The organism is Pseudomonas luteola NBRC 103146 (genome assembly GCF_002091675.1).
GTDB classification, from domain to species: domain Bacteria; phylum Pseudomonadota; class Gammaproteobacteria; order Pseudomonadales; family Pseudomonadaceae; genus Chryseomonas; species Chryseomonas luteola.
Map to the genome: position 1 here is coordinate 138,727 of NZ_BDAE01000002.1, position 21,475 is coordinate 160,201.

The window sequence follows — 21,475 nt, forward strand, 5'->3', positions numbered from 1 at the left end:
GCAAACCTGTTAAAGCTTTTATAGTGTCCAAGACAGCGCTCAAAAGTAGCAACAATGCTATGAGCAAAGACCTTCAAGCATAGCGTCTGATTCAGGTCTTTTTCAGTAGCAGACAAATGGCTTGGCTCCGGCCTGATACCTGTGTTCGCTCAATACTACTGAATTGAAGGTATCACACCACATACAGGGCGATGGTAATAAAGTGCAGCAGGCTGCCCCCCATAACGAATAAGTGCCAGATGCCATGCCAGTGGCGAAAACGGTGATCGAACGCGAAGAAAACGATCCCCAACGTATAAAGGCAACCCCCCGTGACCAGCCAGGTAAAGCCTGCCGCGCCCAGCGACGCCAGCAATGGATTGACCGCGACCAGAACGATCCAGCCCATCACGGCATAAATCACGACAGACAGAACGCGGGCCTCGGAACGGGGTTTGATCTCCTGCAGCATACCGATGACCGCCAGCCCCCAGACGATGGCGAACAGCGTCCAGCCCCAGGGGCCTTTCAATGTCACCAGGCAGAACGGCGTGTAGCTGCCAGCAATCAACAGGTAGATGGAGAGGTGATCCATCTTGCGCATGACCGTTTTCGCACGGCCTTGCACACTGTGGTAAATCGTCGAGGCGCTATAGAGCAGCACCAGCGTGACGCCATAAATAATGATGCTGATGACCTTGGCTGGTGAGCCGTCCAGGGTGGCCCGTACCAGTAGCCATACCGCACCCATGAATGCCAGGGCTGCGCCGATCAGGTGCGTCCAGGCGTTGAATCGCTCTCCGTAGTACATAGTTCTCCCAGGCTGAATGCCTTCGGTTCATATCAGTACCGCGCCTGCGCCTGCATCAGCGATAAGAACCCGTCTGGCATGGGCTTTCTATACGTGCTCAATCAGGCCTGCCGCTGTGCTGAACAGTTTGTCGCTTTGATCGCATGGCAGAGCAAGGATTCCCACCCGTCGCCGCACACCTAAATAGCCGCACACCCCAGGCCGAATGCGCCTATGGTGAAGTAACTACGTTGCTATCATGCTGCCATGACCCCTTGAGGGTGTTTTATCTACACCCCAGCCTCTCTTTGGATCACTGCCGCCTCGGCTCGCACGGGATGTTTCCCTGCGGCCTACCTTATCCAGGAGCCTTTCATGTCTGATCGTCAAACCGGTACCGTCAAATGGTTCGACCGTGTCAAAGGGTATGGCTTCATTGTTCAGGCCCAGGGGCCTGAATTGTTTGTGCACCACAAGTCGGTCAACGGTGGTCATGCGGTCAAGCAGCTGATCGCGGGCCAGCCGGTTTCCTACATTGCCGCTGAAGGCAAATTAGGGAAGGGCATGCAGGCTGAACATGTCGAGGCACTCTAGGTGCCTCGCACTGGCTTCTGGAGCCATAAACGCAGCGCTGGCTGCCAATATCTACCATTCTGCTCGGCGAGGTGTTTCACATGAAGGCGTATCTCAAGACCCTGTCATCCTCATTTGAGGTTAACCAGCCCGTCATTTCAGCCGTTCGACCTGATGGCAGTCTGACGCTAACGTTTTCAACGCAAAACAAGGATGTGGTGGCCATACGTGTGATTTCCGCAGCCGATCTGGATGATCAGGAGCGGTTACATACGGTTATTGATGGTATCAAGACGCAGCTCGCGGTTATGGCTGGGAAAATGAACCGAAAAGCCGCCACCCGCAGCAACATGGTGTACCTCAGCCGATTCCGCAGTGAGTGGGCATTGGCACCCTTAGCACCGGGTTTTACAAAGCCGTTTATATCACCGGATGGGCCCGTGCCTACCTGATCATTGTCCAGGTGCAGGCATGCTCACGGGGTATGCCTTGGGCGAATCGGTTGGCAGGCTATTTTCCAAGGCAATAAAAAAGCCCCGCAGTGCGGGGCTTTTTTGGATCAGGTGTCTTAAGCGACTTGAACCTGATCAGCTTGCATGCCTTTCTGACCTTTGACGGCCACGAAGGACACTGCTTGACCTTCGCTCAGGCTCTTGAAGCCTGAACTTTCGATCGAGCGATAATGGACGAACAGGTCCGGACCACTCTCAGGAGTGATAAAACCAAAACCTTTTTCATCGTTGAACCATTTGACGGTGCCATTTTGACGACCAGACATGATGTATCTCCAGGGTAAAATAAGGCTGCGGCGCTGAAACATTCAGGCCGAGACTGAGGTGCGAAAGTAAAACGAGCCGAGGAGATGAAACGAAAAACAGAACATCAAGCCAGGTATCGAAGTAGCAGTTGCAAAGCAGTGAGATCACAATACGCTTTTTTCAGCTCTTGTATACCTTTATTTTTATTTTCTCGATTATTTTTCTCTGCTAAAAACGATTTAAATAACACTTGCCTAATAAAATCAGGGTGTTAGACCAAATAAATGGCTGACCTATAATATTTGGGAAGCATAAATAATGGAGTAGTAATAGTCATATCTGTTTTTATTTATTCCGTCCGTCTAGGTTCAGTATAAAAGCAACACATGGACGTGAAAGAGAGTACAGTGGTCTTACTGTATAGCTAATTGTCACCGCGATGCTGACTTGATGGCCTGTCTGAAATCATCTCCTCGGTTCCTCTGCCCGTTAGGTGCAGTCTCGGCGCATTTCAAAGGCTGCCGTGATTCATATACCCAGGAGAAAAATCATGTCCATCAGACATCAAGGCACCATCAAGTGGTTTAGTGAAGATAAAGGGTTTGGCTTTATTACTCCGCAAGAAGGACCAGACCTTTTCATTCATACGAACTCTTTTGAAAGCCGAAGCTTCAGAGGCCCGAATGAAGGCCAGCTTGTGAGTTATCAACTGATCGTAGGGCCTAAGGGCTTCGAAGCGGGACAGGTCAGAGAGCGTTAACATAAGGCCCCGCCAAGCCGGGGTTTTTCACGTTTATTAGCGTAAGGAAAATTCATGTCGACTGACGTATCAGCCCCTGTTCTCACCTATATGAAGTCGCAGTTTCTGCCCTTGGGTTTCCAAGTGCTGGAAGAGAGCGAAAAAGGCTTCGCCGTACGCATCTTCAATCAGCAAAGCGGTATTACCATTCTAGAAGCTAGACGAGATAGTTCACCTTATCAAATGAGCCAGGGTGAGGCGCAAGTGTGGGTGACGGGTATCAAGCGTGAAATAGATAATCAGTTTGATATTCGAAGAAAGAATAGTCTGGCCAAAGTTTAACGAGGCGCAACGGTTATTCATTAACTATACAGGTACTTCATGACTGCCTGGACAATCAAGACCAGTGACGGAAGAACGCTACATAGCTGTTCATTACGAGGAAAGTTGGTCACGGTGGTATGGCAGGAAAGAAACATACCGGCTATGTGTACTGAATCCCAGCGGCCGTCTATTGAATTTCGCCATGAACATCAGGCTCATGCGTTCCTCGCTTCGCTGAAATTGTTGCGGATGGAAGAGTTCAGCGATGCCGCTATTGTGCAAACCATAGGAAGATGAATTTACCGATATTGTTTTTTAAGCTCTGGTTATCGGTGTGTCTGTTCTGCCCATTTAATTCATAAGCCCTCCTGCAATTCCCAATTGCCCTCATCAGGTTATTACTTTTACACGCTTAAGGCAGATGTCTCTGTGTAGCTCTATTTTAGAGAGGCTATGCCAGACCCTCATGCGCTTGAGCTCTTCTCTGGAGGCCGAAATACTCCAAAGAGCAGGCTCTTTCTATCGCTCAGGCAGATACGTCTGAAGCGAGCGATCAGGTCATGTCAGGGAGGGTGACGATCAAAGAGGGGTATTAGAGGTTGGTAAAAGCGTGGATTTACTCAAACGGTAAGAAGTGTCTTCAGCAGCGCCTGAAAACAGAGCTTGAGCGGAAGCTGGGCCTCCGCTCAACCACTAAGCTGCTAGCTGCGGCCGCCGCCATGGCTGTTCTGGCCACCTTTTTTGCCTGCTTCAGAGGCCTTCTCCCGATCGTTGGCAAAGTTACCGCCGCTGTTCTGACCCCCTTTCTTGCCTGCTTCGGAGGCTTTTTCGCGGTCGTTGGCAAAATTTCCTGGGTTGTCGTTTTTAGCAGTCATTTGAATTCTCCAGGGGGAACCCCTGATTCGGCTATTGATGATCAACAGCCTTCCTAGGTAAGGAGAGGGATATCCGCCGGGAGTTCAGATATTACGGGCTGATGGTAAGAAAGAAGACCAATGGCATAGGGGGCGTAATCATCCAGGCCAAAGCGCGGCAGCTTGTCGAGGAACAAGACTTATTCCATTAAAGAATAAATAAATTATTACTTATTCTTTATGCGTATTTTAGGCGTGCGTACACTGCTGGCATGACTCCTGTAGAGGCATCGCCATGGGCACCACTCCGATACAGTACCTGATTGTTCCCGGTTGGCAGGGCTCGCCTGACAACCATTGGCAAAGCCACTGGCAGCGTGTTCTGCCTGATTGCTCTCGGGTAGAGCAAAAGGATTGGTTCATGCCGCAACGTCAGGAATGGGTGGATGAACTGGAGCGCAGCCTGAAGGCCTGCCACGCTCCGGTTATCCTGATCGCCCACAGCCTGGGCTGTGCAACCGTGGCCCATTGGGCCGAGCAGGCCGACCCTGAAACAAGACAGCGTGTAGTCGGTGCGTTGCTGGTTGCACCTGCAGACGTCGAGCGACCGGCCTGTCCCGCGCCGCTAAAGAATTTTGCGCCATTGCCTCGGCAGGCTCTGCCGTTTCCGGCGCTGCTTGTCGGCTCCGGAAACGACCCCGCTGCCACACCGGAGCGCGCGCGTTATCTGGCGAATATCTGGGGCGCCGCCTCAACGATCCTGACCGATGTCGGTCACATCAATGTGAAGTCCGGTCATGAACGCTGGGAGGACGGTTTCACATTCCTGTACCAGCTGCAGCATCAAATCGAGCGAACGTCACGATACCGGGCTTAACTTATCCGGACCATCTGTCCAGGCAGGTGGCCCCTTGAACCGATACAGGAGGATCACCATGAGCCTTAGATTGGGCGATATAGCACCCGATTTCGAACAGGATTCCAGCGAAGGCCGTATTCGTTTTCACGAGTGGCTGGGCGATAGCTGGGGCGTGCTGTTCTCGCACCCGGCCGATTTCACGCCCGTCTGTACGACAGAGCTTGGGTTCACGGCCAAGCTGAAGGACGAATTCGCAGCCCGAAACGTCAAGGTCATTGCCCTGTCGGTCGATCCGGCCGATTCTCACCGCCGCTGGATCGATGACATCAACGACACTCAGAAGACCACCGTCAACTTTCCCATCATTGCCGATGAAGATCGGAAAGTGTCGGGCCTGTACGACATGATCCATCCGAACGCGAACGACTCGCTGACGGTTCGCTCGTTGTTTGTCATCGACCCGAACAAAAAGGTCCGGCTGATCATCACGTACCCCGCCAGCACGGGACGTAACTTCAATGAGATCCTGCGGGTGATCGATTCGCTGCAGCTGACCGATAACCATAAGGTGGCTACGCCAGCCAACTGGGAGCAGGGTGGCGATGTGGTGATCGTGCCTTCGCTCAAGGATGAAGACGAGATCAAGCAGCGCTTCCCGAAAGGCTATCAGGCGCTGCGCCCCTACCTGCGCATGACGCCTCAGCCAGACAAGTAACATTCTCCTCAGGGAGCGGCAGCTACCGCTCCCGTCTCTACAGGCGTGGTGCCCCAGGCGTTGCCGTCTGAGAACTCCTGCTCATTTGTCATCTCTGATAAGTACCCTGGGCCTCTCTCCGAAGCATTCATCTGGATATTTCAGGCGCTGAGCCATAGTCTTGTCGACCTGTTCAGACCGCCACGGTGTGGTCGATCAATGATCTTTTACTCTCTGGCAGGGCCAATCGAATTGAAGCAACTAACGCGCCTGGAAAGTGGAATCGAGGGGCTGGATACCTTATTACGGGGCGGCTTTGTGGCCGGCGCGTCATATGTCATTCAGGGCCGTCCGGGTTCCGGCAAGACAATTCTGGCCAATCAGATTGCCTTCAACCATGTGCGCAAGGGTGAGCGTGTCCTGTTCGCCACGTTGTTGTCCGAATCCCATGAGCGGATGTTCCAGTTTCTTTCCACGCTCAGCTTTTTCGATCACAGCCAGATCGGCGGTGATATCCAATACCTTAGTGCGTTCGACACCATGGAGCAGGAAGGGCTGGAGCCGGTCGTCAAGCTGCTGCGCCGGGAGATCTCCCGACAAAAGGCGACGCTGCTGGTGGTCGATGGACTGCTCAATGCCCGCTCCAGAGCCGAAACGCCTTTGGACACGAAGCGATTTATTGCCGAATTGCAGGCCCATGCCGCCTTTGCCAATTGTACGGTTCTGTTCCTGACCAGCTCACGTCTCGATGACGGCAGCCCCGAGTTGACCATGGTCGACGGTGTGCTGGACGTGGGCGAGGAGATTCGTGGCGTGCGCTCCATTCGTCGCATGAGCCTGCGCAAGACGCGTGGTAGCCCTGCGATTGCCGGGCTGCATGAGTATCAGATCACTGAAGATGGGTTTGTGGTCTATCCAAGGCTCGAGGCTGTCTACAACACGCCTTATCGTCCGGAACAGATTGATGAGCGCCGAGTCGGCACAGGGCTGACCAGTTTTGACCAGATGCTTGCAGGAGGCCTTAGTCAATCCTCCATCTCCTTGCTGATGGGGCCGTCAGGCAGCGGCAAAACCTCCATGGGCCTGAGCTTTATTGCCCAGTCCTCTCTAGAGGAACCCGGCCTGATCTTCGGGTTTTACGAGACGCCAGACCGGCTCCGCATCAAGGCACGCAGTATAGGGCTGGATCTGGGCGGCCTGATCGATAGCGGCGCTGTACATATTCATTGGCAGCCAACGGTTGAGTTGCAGCTGGATAAAGTAGGCCATCAGATTATTGATGAGGTCCGCCGATTGAAGGCCAGGCGGTTATTGATTGACAGCCTCGGCGCCATTGCTCGCATGGCCAGCAAGGAGGATCGACTCATGGAATTCTTTACCGCGCTCACCAACCAGCTCAGGTCTATGGGTGTCACAGTGTATGGCACGTGGGAGATGAAAGACCTCTTCGGGTCGGATATTCACGCGCCTGCGCCTGAACTGTCAGGCATTACAGACAATCTGTTCATGATGCGCTATGCGGAATTGAATGCCGAACTCAAGCGGGTCATTTCCATATTGAAGGTGCGGGACAGCCACTTCGACCCGTCACTTCGTGAAATTGTTATCAGTGATAGTGGTATTGATTTAGCTAAGGCTTTCAGAAATGCGGAGATGGTTCTTTCAGGCTCAGCAACGTCGAACAGTCAGGGCTGATGTCGTCATTACAGGGAAGGTAAATACATGACGACGATTCTGGTGGTCGATGATGAGTTTTTAATCGCAGAAATTCTCTCGTTCGCGCTTGAGGATGCCGGGTTCCAGGTCAAAACGGCCAGCAATGGCCAAAAGGCGCTGGATGCCTTGCTGCGCGAGCAGCCTGCGCTGGTCATTACGGATTTCATGATGCCCTTGATGAATGGCATGGAGTTGGCCCAGGCCATTCACGACCATCCCGATCTCAAGGCGATACCCATCATCCTGACCACCGGTGCGCAGGCGCATATCGCTCAGCAGAACCAGCATCTGTTCAATGCCATCTTCGAAAAGCCTTTCGACGTCTTCAAAGTCATCGACACGGTCAAAGCACTTACCGACACGGTATAAGCCCCGCGCGCTAGCTCATGCCTGTTCTTTCGCATGTTTACGCTCATAGCGATCCAGCAAGGGCTGGGTAGTGACTCCGTGCAGCAGGATGCTGATAGTCACGACGGTCAAAGTGATGTCGATACTGTCCTTGAGTGAGCCTTCCGTAAGGCCGTGGTTCAGGGCATAACTCAGGTAGTACAGGCTGCCGATCCCTCGTATGCCGAACCAGCCGATCAGTGTGCGCTGGGCAGGGGTCGCCCAACGTCGACCCATCAGCAAGTACACGCTTAAAGGGCGGATCACGCAGAACAATATCAGCGCCAGCCCTGCCGCGCGCCAATCCCAGTGGGGGTAGAGCAATACGCCCAGCAGCGTGACCAGCAACACTTCCAGGGAGCGTTCCAGCAGGTTGCCAAAGGCCAGCATGTCACCCATCAGTACGCCGGCTGCCACGGTGGGGCTGCTCAGTTTGTCCTGGTCGAGCTGATTGGCCTGTACGACCGATCCGGTCATGTGGCCCAGTACCGGCTGGGTCTGCTCCTCGGCTGGAATCTTGGCGTGGCCGGAGGATGAGACCTCCACTCGACGCAACCCCACGCCCGCTGCAAACACGGCAAGAAAGCCCCAGGCGCCGACCAGATCGGCCAGTACATAGGCCAGACCTATCAGGGCCAGTGCAAGAAAGTCATTGGGAGAGATGACGCTATCGCGGTGCTTGATCCGCAGGTAAATGGAGAATCGTCCCATCAACCGCCCCAGGGTGTAGCCGATCAGAAGGCCTGCAGGCACGGCCCAGAGCAGGCGATGCAGAACCCATTCACCCAGCCAGTCGGCCTGTACGCTATCGTGGTGCATGACCAGCAGGGCCAGGGCAACAAACGGAAAGGCCGTGCCATCGTTGAGGCCTGCCTCACCGGACAGCGAGTAGCGCACCCGGTCGAAGTCCCGGGCATGAACGACCTGGACGAGCCCGGCCAGGACCGGGTCAGTAGGGGCCAGTGCCGCGCCGATGAGAAGGGAGGTGCCCCAGTTGAGACCAAACAGGTAATGACAGACCAGGGTACTGCCGGTAATACAGCACAGCATGATCGGTCCGGCCAGCATATAGGCACCGCGCCAGGCCGGGTCTGTCAGGGGTAATCGCAGTTTGAGTCCGGTCACGAACAGAGAGATCAGAACGGCAACTTCCGTCAGATGCTCCATCCAGGGGGCCACGTCCTGAAAGCTTTCCTGCCAGAGGCCCAGCCCCAGCGGGCCAATAGCAATGCCAAATGCCAGGCAAACGACGGATGTAGTGACAGGAAGCCAGCGAAGGTAGGCCGATGCCAAGGCCAGAACCAGCAGTAACGTACTGAGTACGCCTGCCCATTGAATGAAAGTCATGCGCTCATGGATACCTGATACTGAAACGTTATGGTTCGAGACATGACAAGGCGTACTGGTTCAGGTTATCGGATCAAAACGCTATCAATGACATACTGTGGCCTGACGAAACCATGAGCAGAAACGGCTGCTTATCTGTCAGACTATGAAATAGTCCCGCTTTAGCCTGACCATTGCCATGTTGCCAGCAGCCGATCCTTCCTACGAAACCGAGCGCTTGCGCGTCCTGAATGCGCTTGAGCTGATGGATTCGCCTGCCGAGCCTTTTTTCGACCGGATTACCCGGCTGGCGGTACGTACACTGGGTATGCCCATCGCCTATATCTCGCTGGTGGATGACAAGCGGCAATGGTTCAAGTCCCAGATTGGCCTGGATATCGTGGAAACCAGTCGGGAGTCCTCTTTCTGCGCTCATACGGTATTGGCGCAGCAGGCTATCTTTATCGAAGACACAAAGCTGGATGAGCGGTTTAAAAACCATCATCTCGTCAAGGGTGGCAAGCATATTCGCTTTTATGCCGGGATCCCCATCACGAGTATCGAAGGACTGGCGCTCGGTGCATTGTGTGTCATGGACACAACGCCGCGCAGGCTGGAGGCAGAGGAGCTTGAGGCGCTCAACGACTTGGCCGCCCTGGTCTGTCATGAGGTTCAGCTGCGCGAAACAACCCTGCTGGCCCGCCGTCACGTCAAACGGTCGAAAGCGGTGTTCGAGACACGTGAGGCGCGGTTTCGCGCCATTTTCGAACGGGCTGCCGTAGGCATCCCTCTGGTAGGCAGGAATGATCGGTGGATCGATATCAACGATGCGCTCTGCCGCATCCTTGGTTACAGCCGCGAGGAGCTGCAAACGCTGACGTTCTGGGAGCTTATTCATCCGGACGACCTGGAGGAGTTCAGGCAGTTGGCCGAGTGGCTCAGTACCGGCAGGATCGACGCCATCGACCTTGAACGGCGGGCGCTCAATAAGCAGGGCGAGCCTGTATGGGTCCGGCTGAGTGTAAGCCGTCTGGAGGATCACGACGGCAATGCCAGCAGCATCGTTGCGATCATTATCGATGTTCATGCGCGCAAGGAAGCCGAAGAGGCCCTGGCGGCTCTGAAGGAGGATCTGGAGCAGCGTGTAGTGCTTCGAACCCATGAGCTTCAACGTGCCAATGAGCAGCTATCTCAGGCAATGGCGCACCAGCTACAGTCTGAGCATGCGCTTCGTCGGCGTGAGGCAGAACTCAGCAGCGTGATCGAGCATGCCAATGATGCCTATGTCCGTATTAATGATGCCTATGTCCGTATTGACGAGGCGGGGATTGTCACAGCCTGGAATCGTCAGGCAGTCGAAACCTTTGGCTGGACGGTGGAAGAAGCCCTGGGCCAGCCGTTGAGTGACATGATTATTCCGCCCGCCCTGCGCGAAGCGCATCGGGTGGGAATGGCCCGTTATTTGTCGACCGGTGAGGCTAAGGTGCTCAACCAGCGCCTGGAACTGCCTGCCATACGGCGTGATGGGTCTGATATTCCGGTCGAGGTGCGTATCCGGGCTCTGAATGTAGAGGGGCAGTCCTTTTTCAGCGCTTTCCTGCACGATATTTCCGAGCGCAAGGCGGCTGAAGCAAGACGTGAATACGAAGCGCGCCATGATGCACTGACGGGACTATTGAATCGTCGTGCCCTGATGGACGTCTTGCCCAAGGCCATTACGCGAGCTGAGCGGAACAAGGTGGATCTGGCGCTACTCTTTCTCGATCTGGATGGTTTCAAGGCCGTCAACGATGCCCGGGGACATGATGCCGGCGATGCGCTGCTGCGTGAAATCGCAAAGCGCTTGCAAGAGGGCGTCCGCAAGTCCGATGAAGTCATCCGCTTGGGCGGCGATGAGTTCACGGTCATGCTGGAAGGGCTTGTGGATGGCGCAAGTGATGCGTGTCGTCTGGCCAGCCTTCTGCTTGAAAAGATTCAGGCGCCGATCTGGCTGGGAGACTACGAGGCCAGAGTAAGTGCCAGTATTGGCATCACGCTCTACACGCCGGGCTCCGCCCTCTCGGCGGACGACCTTATCAAGACTGCCGACACGGCCATGTATGAGGCAAAACGGGCCGGCAAGGCCCGGTTTCATCTCATGTAAGCCTAGTGAGCGACTGTTCTGCGCTCGGTTTCTTCATCCAGCTGCTCACGGATGGCAGCCAGCAACGGGTGTGCGGAGGTGTATTGGCGGCCGTAGTTCAGGTTGAAGCCATAGTCGAAGTCTGGCGGATTCAAGCCTTGGTTGTGCTGGAGAATAGTCTCGAGCTTATCCAGGCCCTTGGCAAGCTTGGCCTCTGGAGAGGAGCCGTTCTCGTACTCGTCCCACAACGCCAGAAAACGTTCCTGACGCTCCGCGGGGAGCGAGGCCAGCAGGGTTTGCAAGTCCTGGCGTTCCTGCCCGGACTTGCTCAGGCCCGGTCGCTGTAGCACGGCCGGAATATCACCGCTGATGGCTTCGCCCAGGTCATGGATAAGGCAGATTTTCAGCAGCTTGGCAAAGTCGATGCCTTGGAGTTCGTCTTCGTACACCATGGCCATGAGGCATAGCCGCCAGGTGTGTTCCGCGGTGCTCTCCTGCTTTCCCGAGCGGGTATAGGCGGTGCGAAGGGTATCCTTCAGCATCTCGGCATCCTTGAGAAAGCGGAGTGTTCCCATTAATTCGCTTAGTGTCATGCAGGCCACTCCTGTCAGGGTGAATCAATACAACGAATCGAGTGCGCAGGGCCTGAATGTGCAGGCGCGGCGCGGGACGCTCGATAGATGATGGTTTGGACAGCACAAAGGCGAAAAGGTGAGAGAAGATTGGGTCTTCCCGCATTAAAGCCTGACGCAAGAGACAGCAGGGAATTGCCACCGGGGCGATACCCTGCAAAACCCGCCTTATAAATACAGCTTCAGGTGCGCCAGGACCTGACTTTTCGATATATAGCCCAAAAGCCTGGGGCAGGCCTGGCTTTCTACTACTGGCAGGCGTTCGCCGGGATGGTTCAGGAAAGCTTCCAGGGCAACCGTGAGGTTATCGTAGGGGTGCAGCAGGGGAAGCGTATGACCCGGCAGGTCTCTGGCGAGCAGGTTGGCATCAAGTGTTCCAGCCGCCTGGGCTCTGTTGAGGTCTCGCAGCGCGACGATCTTGACCAGCAGGCCATTTTCGTCGATTACGTACACAAACTTGACGATCTGCTCGCGGAACGTTTGCAGCACTTCTTCCAGCGTGGCTGATGCTGGTACGGTTTGCGCGCCCTCGTTAAGAATGGCTTTAACCTTAAGGTTGCGCGTCTGGTTACGGGCTTTCCAGAGTTCGTTATTTTTGGCGGTCACGGCGTACATGGAGCGGGGCGAGAACGCGCCACTGATGTAGTAGCCAGCCACCACGCACAGCAGCAACGGCAGCACGATGTCATAGCTCAGCGTCATCTCGAACACCATGAGGATTGCCATGAGCGGCGCCCGGCTGGTGGCAGCGAGAAACGCGCCCATGCCGACCACGACATAGGTAAAGGTTGGCGCATGCAGGGTAGGGGCGAGATGCTCGACCAGGCTGGCAAACAGCACACCCATGGCGGCGCCGACAAACAGGGTCGGCGTGAAGATGCCGCCTACCGTTCCCGTACCGGCTGAGGCGGTTGTCGCCAGGACCTTGAAGACCAGCAGAGCCGCCACGGCTGTCCAGGGCCATGGGTGGTTGATGAAGTCATTGATGACGCTATAGCCGTTACCCCAGGTCTGTGGATAGAAGACTGAAATCAGGCCGACCACGAGGCCGCCGCACCCCAGCTTGACGGGCAGCGGCAGGTGAATCTGGTCGATTCGCTTGCGCGAGTGTTCTAGCAGCCAGAGAAAGAGCGGGGCCAGCGCGCCGAGCAGAATACCCAGCAGGATGAACATCAGGTCTTGCGACAGGCTCAGGGGCTCGAACAGCGGTACGCTGTAGATCGAGTGATACCCCGGCAGCGAGCGCATGGTGAGGTTGGCTACCACGGACGCCATGATCAGCGGAGGCATGCGCTCCGCCACGATGGAGCCCAATACGATCTCCGCCACGAAGAAGGCGCCGGCAATCGGAGCGTTGTACACGGAGGTGATCCCGGCTGCGGCCCCGCATGCGACCAAGGTCCGCATCTGCTCGGGTGAAATCGTGCGAAAGCGACCCACCAAAGAGGCGCAGAGGGCGGCCAGCTGCACCATGGGGCCTTCTTGTCCGATAGAGGAGCCGGTGGCAATCGAGCACAGTGAAGATGAACTGCGTGCCAGCGTCTGCCGAACCGGGATGCGACCATCGCCGAGGGTGATGGCCTCCATATAGTCCGAATGCGCTGTAGCCTTGGTGTAGCGGCGGCTGAGCAGGAGCAGGAAGCCCGCCACGATGCCGCCCAGTGTGGGCACGATCAGGCGCATGTACCATTCGCTGGATTGGGCCAGCTCGACCACATCGGCCGTTTTGCCGAAGGCCGCGAGATGGATGAGGTCAATCGCATGGCGAAAGCCCAGCGTGACCAGCGCCCCGACGATCCCGATCGGGATGGCCCAGAGCAGGGTACTCAGGTTTTCAGTATTGCCGAGTCGTTCGCTCAGGTGCTGCCAGGTTTGACGAAAGGACGATACCAGCCGGGTGATGACCCTCATAAACAATCCGAAGCCACAAGAAATGCTGTTCGGATCATGGACCATGCGTTGCGCAAGGGCTATCCCCCTGTGATGGCAAAAGCGTCCTGATTGATGCTGGCTGCGACAAAAAAGGCCCCTTGCGGGGCCTTTGGAGGAAGGATTATTCGTGGGTAATGCGGGAGTGGTCTCGTGTGTCTTTCATGAACAGGTAGACCAGAAGTGAGCAGGCGATACAGCCGGTAACGTACCAGTAATAGCCGGTCTCCATGCCGATGCTCTTGAACCACAGGGCTACGTACTCCGCGGTGCCGCCAAAGATCGAAACGGTCAGTGCATAGGGCAGACCCACACCCAGGGCACGGATTTCAGTGGGAAACAGCTCGGCTTTCACCACCGCATTGATTGAGGTGTAGCCGCTGACGATGACCAGTGCCGCCATGATCAGGAAGAACGCGCCCCACATGGACTGAATCGTGTGCAGCGCAGACAGGATCGGAACGGTGAATATCGTGCCCAGTACCCCGAAGGCGATCAAGATGGGGCGACGGCCGATCTTATCGGACAACGCGCCTACTACGGGTTGCAGCAGCATGAAGAGAAACAGCGTGGCCGCCGAAATCATGGTCGAGTCGGACTTGCTCATGCCTACGGTGTTTACCAGATACTTCTGCATGTAGGTGGTGTAGGTGTAGAACGCCAGGGTGCCGCCCATGGTCAGGCCTACCACGGTCAGCAGCTCCTTGGGGTGGCGCATCAGCGTACGCATCAGGCTTTCCTGGACGACGCTTTCATCCTTTTTCTTGAAGGAGGCGGTTTCTTCCATCCCACGGCGCAGGTATAGCGCGGTGACAGCGCAGGCCGCACCGATCAGGAACGGAATGCGCCAGCCCCAGCTTTCCAGCTGCTCGTTGGTCAACGTCAGCTGCAGGATGATCAATACTGCCAGGGCGATGAGCTGGCCGGAGATCAGCGTGACGTACTGGAAGCTGGAGAAAAAGCCACGGCGTTCCTTGGTCGCCATCTCACTGAGGTACGTGGCGGAGGTGCCGTATTCGCCCCCCACGGAAAGCCCCTGTAAGAGGCGGGCCAGCACCAGCAGGACGGGAGCGGCTACCCCGATGGTGGCATAGCTGGGCGTGAGTGCGATGATCAGCGAGCCGCCGCACATCATGACGACCGACAGCATCAACGCAGCTTTACGCCCTTTTTTATCGGCATAAACGCCCATCAGCCAGCCGCCGATGGGACGCATCAGAAAACCTACGGCAAAGATGGCGGCCGTGTTCAGCAGCTGAGCGGTGAGGTCGCCTTGCGGAAAGAAGGCCTTGGCGAAATAAAGCGAGAAGGCGGCATAGACGTACCAGTCGTACCATTCGACCAGGTTGCCGACGGAGCCACTGAAGATGGATTTGATGCGCTGTGACGTGGTCTTGGGCGTTACGCCCGCGGCCAGGGTGGCGGTGCTTTCCATTCGGAATCCTCTCTTATCATTGTTGTATGCCGCTGCGTGAACGCACGGCTTGTCATCCTGACTGCACGAGGCGTGCCATCAGGGTGCTGGCCGTATCCAGCGGGTTGTAGAGGAGGATGTAAGCGGAATCTTGCCGAAGGCCTTTAAACCATAAGCGGATTTCCGCCTATGCCGCTGGTTACGTCTGGGTCAGCCGTCGGTTTCCAGAAAGACTTCCCGCATCAGCCCATGGCGCTGCATTTTTTCATTGAGGGTACGCCGTGGAAGCTTGAGCTCTTCCAGTACCGCCTTTATGTCGCCTTTATGCCGGGCCAGCGCATTACGCAGGCATTGCGCCTCGAAGGCTTCCATTTGCTCATAGAGGGAAAGGTCCGCCGTTGATTGCGGAGCGCTGCTATCCAGGCCCAGCACATGCCGCTCGGCCGCGTTGGCCAGCTCCCGGACATTGCCCGGCCAGTCATGGGCCAGAAGGCGCGCCAACTGGTTACCACTGGGCGTGCCGGGCTCGCGGCCCAGACGTTTGGCAGCCTGCTGAAGAAAATGCTCGAACAGAAGGGGGATGTCCTCACGGCGCTCGCGCAGCGGTGGCAGATAAAGCTCCGCTACGTTGAGACGGTAGGCAAGGTCCTCTCTGAACCGGCCGGCACGGGCTTCTTCCAGCAGGTCAGGCTTGGTGGCGGCAATGATGCGCAGGTCCACAGGAATGCTCTGATTGGAGCCGAGCCGCTCCAGCTGCTGCTCCTGCAGGACTCGCAGCAGCTTGGCCTGCTGGGCGAGAGGCATGCTTTCGATCTCATCGAGAAACAGGCTGCCGCCGTTAGCATGTTCCAGTTTGCCGATCCGCTTGCCGGTTGCCCCGGTAAAGGCGCCACTCTCATGCCCGAACAGCTCCGCCTCGAACAGCGTATCGGGGATGGCGGCACAGTTGAGCGCCACAAAGGGCTTGGCGCTACGGGTGCTGAAGTCATGCAGGCAACGGGCGACCAGCTCCTTGCCGCTACCCGTTTCACCTCGCAGAAGGATATTGACGGGCGTATTGGCCAGTTCAAGCACCTGTCTGCGCAGCGTTTCCATGGGGCGTGAATAGCCAATCAGACGTGCAGCCAGCTGGGCTTTCTGGTCCGAGTGATCGTGCAGACGCCGGTTCTCCAGCACTAGACGGCGTTTTTCCTGGGCGCGCTTGAGGCTGCCGAGCAGGGCCTCGGGGCTGAAAGGCTTTTCCAGGAAATCATAGGCACCCTGGCGCATCGCTTCGACGGCCATGGTCACATCGCCGTGGCCGGTCAGCAGGATGACCGGCAGGTCCTTGTCCAGGGTCTGAAGCTGCTCGAGCAGGGAGAGCCCGTCCAGGCCGGGCATGCGGACATCGCTGATGATCACACCGGCGAAGTCGGGCGTCAGCTGCGCCAGGCAGGCCTCGGCGCTGGCATACAACGCGACCTCGAACCCCGAGAGTTGCAGCCATTGCTGAATGGCTTCCCGGATAGTGGATTCATCATCGATGACGATTACGCGGTCCGTCATGTTGGGTCCTCTTCGATCACCATGGGCAGGGTCAACATAAAACGCGCACCCTGGGCCGTATTGTCAACCGTCAGCTCGCCGCCCAGTTCGTGGACGATAGCGTACGAGACGGCCAAGCCAAGGCCCAATCCTTCACCGACCGGCTTGGTGGTGAAGAACGGATCGAAAACCTGGCTCAGATGTTCTTCTGCAATCCCGCCGCCGGAATCCGTGACGGACAGTAGCCAACGGCCTCGCTCGGGTGTCAGGGCAATATCCAGCTGGCGAATCGATTTGTCCGCCATGGCATCCAGTGCATTGCGCAGGAGATTGACGAGCACCTGCTCAAGACGGATGGCATCACCACGCACCTTGGCGGGTCGGCTCATGCGCAGGCTGACGTCGACCCGCTCGTTCTGGACACGTGGTGCCAGCAGCTCGAAGGACTTGTCTACCACGCAGGCCAGATCCAGCGGTTCGCGAAGACCGGCAGGCGTCTTGCGGGCATAGGTTTTCAGATGACCGGTCAACGCAGCCATGCGGCCCAGGAGTTCATCGATACGGATAAGGCTCTGGCGAGCCTCATCGTGACGCTGCTGGTCGAGCAGGAGGCGAACGCTGGCCAGCTGCATGCGCTGGGCTGTGAGCGGCTGGTTCAGCTCATGGGCGAGGGCGGCGGACATTTGCCCGAGCGCGGCCAGTTTGGCGGCTTGGATCAAGCCGTCCTGGGCGGTTCGCAGGTCGGCGGTACGGGCTTCGACCAGACGCTCCAGCTCATCACGGCTGCGCTGGCGCTCACGGGCCAGGCGCCGCCGCTGCTGAAGAAAGAGCAGGGCGAAGACCAGGGCAAACCAGGCACCGGCGGCCGCAAGGCCCGTGGTCTGGGCCGTGGCAGGAAGACGAGAGCGGTCACGCAGCAGGTGCAGCGTCCAGCCTTCTTCGGTGAGGAGCAGTGAGGTCCAGAGAAAATCCTGCACGCCCAGGGGGCCGTGGACCCGGGTGAGGCGCTGATTCTGCGCCAGGGTGTTCATGGGCTGATAAGTGAGCGGCAACAAGGGCTGACGGTTGTACTGCCGGGTCTCCTCAAGTTCGGCATGGTCATCGGGCCTTAGCGACTCGAGGATGCGATAGCGCCACCCCGGCTGGTTGGCGATAAACACGATTCCACGCGCATCGCTTACCAGGATGATATCCGGCTGCTGGCTCCAGGAGTGTTCAAGCTCTGGAAACTCCAGCTTGACCACAATGGCCCCAAGAAAGGTGCCGTCATCGGCCGTCACCGCCTGGGAGAGAAAGTAGCCGGGTATGCCTGTGGTGACGCCTACTGCATAGAAACGACCCGCTCCCCGGGTGCGCGTCTGTAGAAAATAGGGGCGAAACCCGTAGTTATGCCCTACATAACTGGTGGGCAGGCGCCAGTTGCTGGCAGCCACGGCAAGGCCCGTGCGGTCAAGCAGTTCTAACGTGGATGAGCCAGCGGCCCGGTTGAGCTGTTCGAGCTTAAGGTTGAGCCGATGCTGGGCTTCGGTACTCAGGGGCCCGGCCAGACTCTGGCTCATCTCGGGATCAAGTGCCAGAACGGCGGGTAAGGAGCGGTAGCGGTCGATCAGGGTTTGCAGGTTGCGGGCATAAAGGTGCAGCTGCTCTTCGCTCAGGGCACCGGCTTCGCGCAGGGCATAGCGCTCAGCCTGACGTGTGGCGGCATAGGCCACCAGCACGGCACCGGCCACGATGACGAGCGAGGCAACGAACAGACGCGAGGAACGGGACAGGCGCATGGCAGACTTCGCGATCAGCGGAGCACGGATCATACTGCGTTCGGCCGGTACTGGCAGCCCAGTCACCGAAATGCACTTGAACGGCTTTTTGGTGACGAGGCTGTTTCAGAGGTCTACGTCGGCATCAATGGTGGTGGTCGCTCGGGCTGACAAAGACCAGGGTGGAAAACATCCCGCGCACGCGGCCGTTGGGGTCGTCCTGCTTGACCTCCGTGTTGGCGCCGATCACGTTACGACCATGATGGCGCACCGTAATCTGTGCCCGGCCCTGGGCATCGGTCGTGACGCTGACGTGATCAGGGTCGTTGATCACATCGTCGTACAGCTTGATACCGGAGGCGGGCTTGCCGTCGAGCAGGACTTGCACCTCCAGCGTCTCACCCGGCTCTACGGCCAATGGATCGCGCTGAGGAATAATGGCGAATTTAAGTGCGTCCAGAGAGGGCAGCTTGGCGTCTTTTTCCATAACCGCGAGGCTGTACTTGTAATAGCGTCCTGAGGCGAGGGCGCCCGATACCTCAGTTGCCCCTTTGTTCACCCACTTCTTGTCCTGGCCTTGTGCCCAATAGCCATTGTCCAGTGCAACCGCCAGCACCGCTGGTGTAGCGGCCGGTTTCAGACGCGCATGGTCGCTCTGCTTTTCAACCGTGATCGGTACGGGCTTGCCGGAGGTGTCGTATGCCCAGGCACCGGAAATCCGTGCAGGGTCATAGGCGTCCTCTTCGGCGCCTTCGCCAAAGACTACTTCGATCTGGCCGCGGCGCTCCTCCGGCCAGAGCGCATGGGCAAACAGCGAGCCGCTGAAAACGGACAACGCAAGGGTGGCGGCCACCAGGGTGTGCTTGGTATTCATGTCGAGGTTCCTGTAGCGAGCGTGACGGGATACAGCGTTTCGATAAAAGCGAAGCGTGTGCAGGCGATGAATCCGGCACACGCCGCGTTCGGTTTACAAGGTGATGGAAACCCCGGCCTGCAGGGTGCGTGGCGCCCCGGGGTAGGCCCAGATCGAACCCCAGGCACGCTCGTCGTATTCCTCGTTGAAGACGTTGTCGAGGTTGAGGTTCAGGCGAATACGGTCGGTCAGCGGGTAATAGGCAAGCAAGTCGACCACGCTATAGGACGACATGTCGAACGCCGTGGACGAGGTGCTGCCCTTGCGGTCGCTTACGTATTTGAGCCCTACGCCCACGCCCAGCCCGCTCAACAGACCCGAATCGAATTCATAGGTATTGAGCAGATTCACGCTGTGCTTGGGAACGTTTGCCAGACGGCTGCCGGTGGGCATGGTAGACGTCGTGCTCTTGGTCACTTCGGCATCGACATAGGCATAACCGCCAATAACGCGCCATTGCGGCGTGATATTGCCAGCCAGGCTGAGGTCGAAGCCACGGCTGCGCACTTCGCCTGCCGCAATCTGGTAATTGCTGTCGAGCGGGTCCGATGTGAGGACGTTTTCCTTGGTGATATGGAACAGGGCTGCCGTAATACTCAGGTCATGCTCCGGCACGTCGTACTTGATGCCAGTCTCGTAGGCGATGCCTTTTTCCGGGTCGAAGGCCTGGCTGCTGCGATCGGCGCCCCGGTTGGGCTTGAACGAGCGAGCCGTGTTGGCATACACGGCCAGCGAGTCGGTCAGGTCATACACCAGGCCGAAGCGAGGCGAGACGGCGTTATATGCTTGCTCCCAGCTGCCTGATGCGGACAGGTAGTTCGTGTACTGCTGCTCGAAGCGCTCCAGCCGCGCACCAACCTGGGCCTTGAGCCGGTCGGTAAGTTCGACCTGATCCTGCAGGTACAGCGCGTAAGACTTCAGGTTCTCGTCATCATGGGTGGTCGTACGGGTCAGGGCAGGCAGCGGCTGGCCATACACCGGCGCATAGAGGTCGAGCGGGAAGGCACTGACGCTGCCGCTGGAGCGGCGGATAAAGGATGTGTAATTGAAATCGTCGTACTCGACACCAGCCAGCAGGGTGTGAGCAAAGCCCGCGGTCTTGAAGTGGCCTTCAACGTTGGTCTGAAAGGCTATATCGTCCCATTCCAGGGTGCGCTCGCTATAGTTCCGGCCAATGGTGCGGCCATCGGCTGCCAGCCCATTGTTCTCTACGGCGCCGCCGTCCAGGCTACCGTCGAGATACTGCACGCCGCCACGAATGGCCCAGTCGTCATTGAGCTGGTGTTCCAGACGCAGCTGGGTGGTGGCGTTTTCATTACGAAGTTTGCCAGCGTCCTCCTCGCCCAGGAAACGATCGCGTGGAAGCTGACCGGCCTGGGTGGCATAACGGGTAACGCCCCGATCCATAGGATGGCGGTTGTGCAGATAGTCGCCCTCTAGGATCACAGCGGTACGGTCGCTCAGCTGCCAGCGCAGCACGGGCGCTACGTTGTACCGTTCGCTTTCCACATGGTCACGAAAGCTGTCGCTGCCTTCAGCCACCAGATTCAGGCGATAGGTAAATTCGGCGTTTTCATCCAGTGCACCGGTGGTGTCCAGCGTGCCGCGGCGCAGCCCCTGGGTGTTGAACTGGCTGCCCAGAACGGTTTTCCGATCGGCCTGGGGCTGCTTGCTGACAATATTGAACGTGCCGCCCGGGTCGCCTCGGCCATACAGCATGGATGCAGGGCCACGAAGTACCTCCAGGCGCTCGATCGTGCTGGCATCCGGCATGTTGGGATAGCCACGGTTGACGGCAAAGCCGTTGCGGTAGAACTCCTGGGTACTAAAGCCCCGCACCAGGAACTCAGTCAGACCCTGTCCGCCAAAGTTGTTGCCTCGCTCTACGCCACCCGCGTAGTCCAGGGCATCTTCAAGCCGGGTAGCACCAATATCTTCTACGACCTGACGCGGCACTACGCTAATGGACTGCGGCGTCTCGTGGATGGCCGTATCGGTACGGGTGGCACTGGCCGAACGGGTTGCCCGATAACCCTCAACGGGGCCTTGAGCGCTTTCGGTCACGTTGGCTGTGATTTCCATCTGCAATAACGAGGCTGGCTCGGAGTCGGATGGGGTTTCCTGGGCATAGCAGGTGAAGGCGTGCAGAGAGAGCACGGGGACGATAAGACGCCGCATTTCTTCT

Annotated in this window: 20 protein-coding genes; 9 read left to right on the forward strand and 11 right to left on the reverse strand. The window is 57.4% G+C overall.

The features are described 5' to 3' along the window. Positions 1-172: 172 nt before the first annotated feature. Positions 173-790, reverse strand: coding sequence for a PAQR family membrane homeostasis protein TrhA (gene trhA / locus PLU01S_RS03020; protein WP_074821997.1), 618 nt, complete (start codon positions 788-790; stop codon positions 173-175). A 354-nt stretch (positions 791-1,144) separates the two neighbouring features. Between trhA and PLU01S_RS03025 the strand changes: the two genes are divergently transcribed. Continuing rightward, positions 1,145-1,363 (forward strand): cold-shock protein, encoded by a 219-nt coding sequence (locus tag PLU01S_RS03025; protein WP_010795836.1) that lies wholly within the window; start codon positions 1,145-1,147, stop codon positions 1,361-1,363. Positions 1,364-1,443: 80 nt separating this feature from the next. Then, a complete protein-coding gene (locus PLU01S_RS03030) occupies positions 1,444-1,794 on the forward strand; it encodes a DUF3509 domain-containing protein (RefSeq protein ID WP_074821998.1) in 351 nt (116 codons plus the stop codon). Positions 1,795-1,910: 116 nt separating this feature from the next. Here the strand turns inward: PLU01S_RS03030 and PLU01S_RS03035 are convergent, their stop codons facing one another. Further along, complete coding sequence (locus PLU01S_RS03035; RefSeq protein WP_010795833.1) at positions 1,911-2,120, reverse strand: cold-shock protein; 210 nt, start codon at positions 2,118-2,120, stop codon at positions 1,911-1,913. Positions 2,121-2,650: 530 nt separating this feature from the next. Between PLU01S_RS03035 and PLU01S_RS03040 the strand changes: the two genes are divergently transcribed. Together PLU01S_RS03040 and PLU01S_RS03045 are read left to right on the forward strand one after the other, a co-directional pair. Further along, on the forward strand, positions 2,651-2,860 hold the full coding sequence (locus PLU01S_RS03040; protein WP_074822001.1) for a cold-shock protein: 210 nt from the start codon (positions 2,651-2,653) through the stop codon (positions 2,858-2,860). Positions 2,861-2,914: 54 nt separating this feature from the next. Then, positions 2,915-3,181 carry a hypothetical protein gene (locus PLU01S_RS03045; RefSeq protein WP_074822004.1) on the forward strand — a complete coding sequence of 89 codons (267 nt, stop codon included), beginning with the start codon at positions 2,915-2,917 and terminating at the stop codon, positions 3,179-3,181. Positions 3,182-3,864: 683 nt separating this feature from the next. Here PLU01S_RS03045 and PLU01S_RS03050 read toward each other — a convergent pair. Next, positions 3,865-4,038 (reverse strand): con-10 family general stress protein, encoded by a 174-nt coding sequence (locus PLU01S_RS03050; protein WP_010795829.1) that lies wholly within the window; start codon positions 4,036-4,038, stop codon positions 3,865-3,867. Between the two features lie 274 nt (positions 4,039-4,312). Here PLU01S_RS03050 and PLU01S_RS03055 point away from each other — a divergent pair, with 274 nt between their 5' ends. From PLU01S_RS03055 to PLU01S_RS03070, 4 genes are all read left to right on the forward strand, one after another. Further along, positions 4,313-4,894 carry an alpha/beta hydrolase gene (locus PLU01S_RS03055; protein WP_074822006.1) on the forward strand — a complete coding sequence of 194 codons (582 nt, stop codon included), beginning with the start codon at positions 4,313-4,315 and terminating at the stop codon, positions 4,892-4,894. A gap of 58 nt (positions 4,895-4,952) precedes the next feature. Next, positions 4,953-5,591 carry a peroxiredoxin gene (locus PLU01S_RS03060; protein WP_010795827.1) on the forward strand — a complete coding sequence of 213 codons (639 nt, stop codon included), beginning with the start codon at positions 4,953-4,955 and terminating at the stop codon, positions 5,589-5,591. A gap of 231 nt (positions 5,592-5,822) precedes the next feature. Then, positions 5,823-7,265 (forward strand): ATPase domain-containing protein, encoded by a 1,443-nt coding sequence (locus PLU01S_RS03065; RefSeq protein WP_074822606.1) that lies wholly within the window; start codon positions 5,823-5,825, stop codon positions 7,263-7,265. 27 nt (positions 7,266-7,292) lie between these two features. Beyond that, positions 7,293-7,655, forward strand: coding sequence for a response regulator (locus PLU01S_RS03070; protein WP_074822007.1), 363 nt, complete (start codon positions 7,293-7,295; stop codon positions 7,653-7,655). Positions 7,656-7,670: 15 nt separating this feature from the next. On the opposite strand, the gene PLU01S_RS03075 is transcribed toward PLU01S_RS03070, so the two are convergent. Next, complete coding sequence (locus PLU01S_RS03075; RefSeq protein WP_173869035.1) at positions 7,671-9,020, reverse strand: cation:proton antiporter; 1,350 nt, start codon at positions 9,018-9,020, stop codon at positions 7,671-7,673. Between the two features lie 178 nt (positions 9,021-9,198). On the opposite strand from PLU01S_RS03075, the gene PLU01S_RS03080 reads away from it, so the two are divergent. Beyond that, on the forward strand, positions 9,199-11,142 hold the full coding sequence (locus PLU01S_RS03080) for a PAS domain S-box protein (protein WP_074822011.1): 1,944 nt from the start codon (positions 9,199-9,201) through the stop codon (positions 11,140-11,142). A 2-nt stretch (positions 11,143-11,144) separates the two neighbouring features. Here PLU01S_RS03080 and PLU01S_RS03085 read toward each other — a convergent pair whose 3' ends face one another. The 7 genes from PLU01S_RS03085 to PLU01S_RS03115 form a co-directional block, all read right to left on the reverse strand. Beyond that, entirely contained in the window at positions 11,145-11,714 is a 570-nt protein-coding gene (locus PLU01S_RS03085; protein ID WP_010795822.1) for an HD domain-containing protein, read from the reverse strand. A gap of 207 nt (positions 11,715-11,921) precedes the next feature. Next, a complete protein-coding gene (locus PLU01S_RS03090) occupies positions 11,922-13,664 on the reverse strand; it encodes a ClcB-like voltage-gated chloride channel protein (RefSeq protein ID WP_083397823.1) in 1,743 nt (580 codons plus the stop codon). 142 nt (positions 13,665-13,806) lie between these two features. Beyond that, the gene (locus tag PLU01S_RS03095) at positions 13,807-15,117 is read right to left on the reverse strand and encodes an MFS transporter (protein WP_010795820.1); all 1,311 of its coding nucleotides are present in this window, start codon (positions 15,115-15,117) and stop codon (positions 13,807-13,809) included. 189 nt (positions 15,118-15,306) lie between these two features. Further along, complete coding sequence (locus PLU01S_RS03100; RefSeq protein ID WP_074822012.1) at positions 15,307-16,641, reverse strand: sigma-54-dependent transcriptional regulator; 1,335 nt, start codon at positions 16,639-16,641, stop codon at positions 15,307-15,309. Then, the gene (locus PLU01S_RS03105) at positions 16,638-18,398 is read right to left on the reverse strand and encodes a sensor histidine kinase (RefSeq protein WP_233432115.1); all 1,761 of its coding nucleotides are present in this window, start codon (positions 18,396-18,398) and stop codon (positions 16,638-16,640) included. Before PLU01S_RS03105 ends, PLU01S_RS03100 begins: the two co-directional genes overlap by 4 nt. 124 nt (positions 18,399-18,522) lie before the next feature. Then, positions 18,523-19,251 (reverse strand): DUF4198 domain-containing protein, encoded by a 729-nt coding sequence (locus PLU01S_RS03110; protein WP_074822016.1) that lies wholly within the window; start codon positions 19,249-19,251, stop codon positions 18,523-18,525. A gap of 93 nt (positions 19,252-19,344) precedes the next feature. Next, a complete protein-coding gene (locus tag PLU01S_RS03115; protein ID WP_074822019.1) occupies positions 19,345-21,468 on the reverse strand; it encodes a TonB-dependent siderophore receptor in 2,124 nt (707 codons plus the stop codon). Positions 21,469-21,475 lie beyond the last annotated feature (7 nt).

Excerpts from the sequence above, each read along its gene's own strand:
- trhA (WP_074821997.1), bottom strand. The coding sequence starts at position 790 with ATGTACTACGGAGAGCGATTCAACGCCTGGACGCACCTGATCGGCGCA.
- PLU01S_RS03025 (WP_010795836.1), top strand. The coding sequence starts at position 1,145 with ATGTCTGATCGTCAAACCGGTACCGTCAAATGGTTCGACCGTGTCAAA.
- PLU01S_RS03030 (WP_074821998.1), top strand. The coding sequence starts at position 1,444 with ATGAAGGCGTATCTCAAGACCCTGTCATCCTCATTTGAGGTTAACCAG.
- PLU01S_RS03035 (WP_010795833.1), bottom strand. The coding sequence starts at position 2,120 with ATGTCTGGTCGTCAAAATGGCACCGTCAAATGGTTCAACGATGAAAAA.
- PLU01S_RS03040 (WP_074822001.1), top strand. The coding sequence starts at position 2,651 with ATGTCCATCAGACATCAAGGCACCATCAAGTGGTTTAGTGAAGATAAA.
- PLU01S_RS03045 (WP_074822004.1), top strand. The coding sequence starts at position 2,915 with ATGTCGACTGACGTATCAGCCCCTGTTCTCACCTATATGAAGTCGCAG.
- PLU01S_RS03050 (WP_010795829.1), bottom strand. The coding sequence starts at position 4,038 with ATGACTGCTAAAAACGACAACCCAGGAAATTTTGCCAACGACCGCGAA.
- PLU01S_RS03055 (WP_074822006.1), top strand. The coding sequence starts at position 4,313 with ATGGGCACCACTCCGATACAGTACCTGATTGTTCCCGGTTGGCAGGGC.
- PLU01S_RS03060 (WP_010795827.1), top strand. The coding sequence starts at position 4,953 with ATGAGCCTTAGATTGGGCGATATAGCACCCGATTTCGAACAGGATTCC.
- PLU01S_RS03070 (WP_074822007.1), top strand. The coding sequence starts at position 7,293 with ATGACGACGATTCTGGTGGTCGATGATGAGTTTTTAATCGCAGAAATT.
- PLU01S_RS03075 (WP_173869035.1), bottom strand. The coding sequence starts at position 9,020 with ATGACTTTCATTCAATGGGCAGGCGTACTCAGTACGTTACTGCTGGTT.
- PLU01S_RS03080 (WP_074822011.1), top strand. The coding sequence starts at position 9,199 with ATGTTGCCAGCAGCCGATCCTTCCTACGAAACCGAGCGCTTGCGCGTC.
- PLU01S_RS03085 (WP_010795822.1), bottom strand. The coding sequence starts at position 11,714 with ATGACACTAAGCGAATTAATGGGAACACTCCGCTTTCTCAAGGATGCC.
- PLU01S_RS03090 (WP_083397823.1), bottom strand. The coding sequence starts at position 13,664 with ATGAGGGTCATCACCCGGCTGGTATCGTCCTTTCGTCAAACCTGGCAG.
- PLU01S_RS03095 (WP_010795820.1), bottom strand. The coding sequence starts at position 15,117 with ATGGAAAGCACCGCCACCCTGGCCGCGGGCGTAACGCCCAAGACCACG.
- PLU01S_RS03100 (WP_074822012.1), bottom strand. The coding sequence starts at position 16,641 with ATGACGGACCGCGTAATCGTCATCGATGATGAATCCACTATCCGGGAA.
- PLU01S_RS03105 (WP_233432115.1), bottom strand. The coding sequence starts at position 18,398 with ATGCGCCTGTCCCGTTCCTCGCGTCTGTTCGTTGCCTCGCTCGTCATC.
- PLU01S_RS03110 (WP_074822016.1), bottom strand. The coding sequence starts at position 19,251 with ATGAATACCAAGCACACCCTGGTGGCCGCCACCCTTGCGTTGTCCGTT.
- PLU01S_RS03115 (WP_074822019.1), bottom strand. The coding sequence starts at position 21,468 with ATGCGGCGTCTTATCGTCCCCGTGCTCTCTCTGCACGCCTTCACCTGC.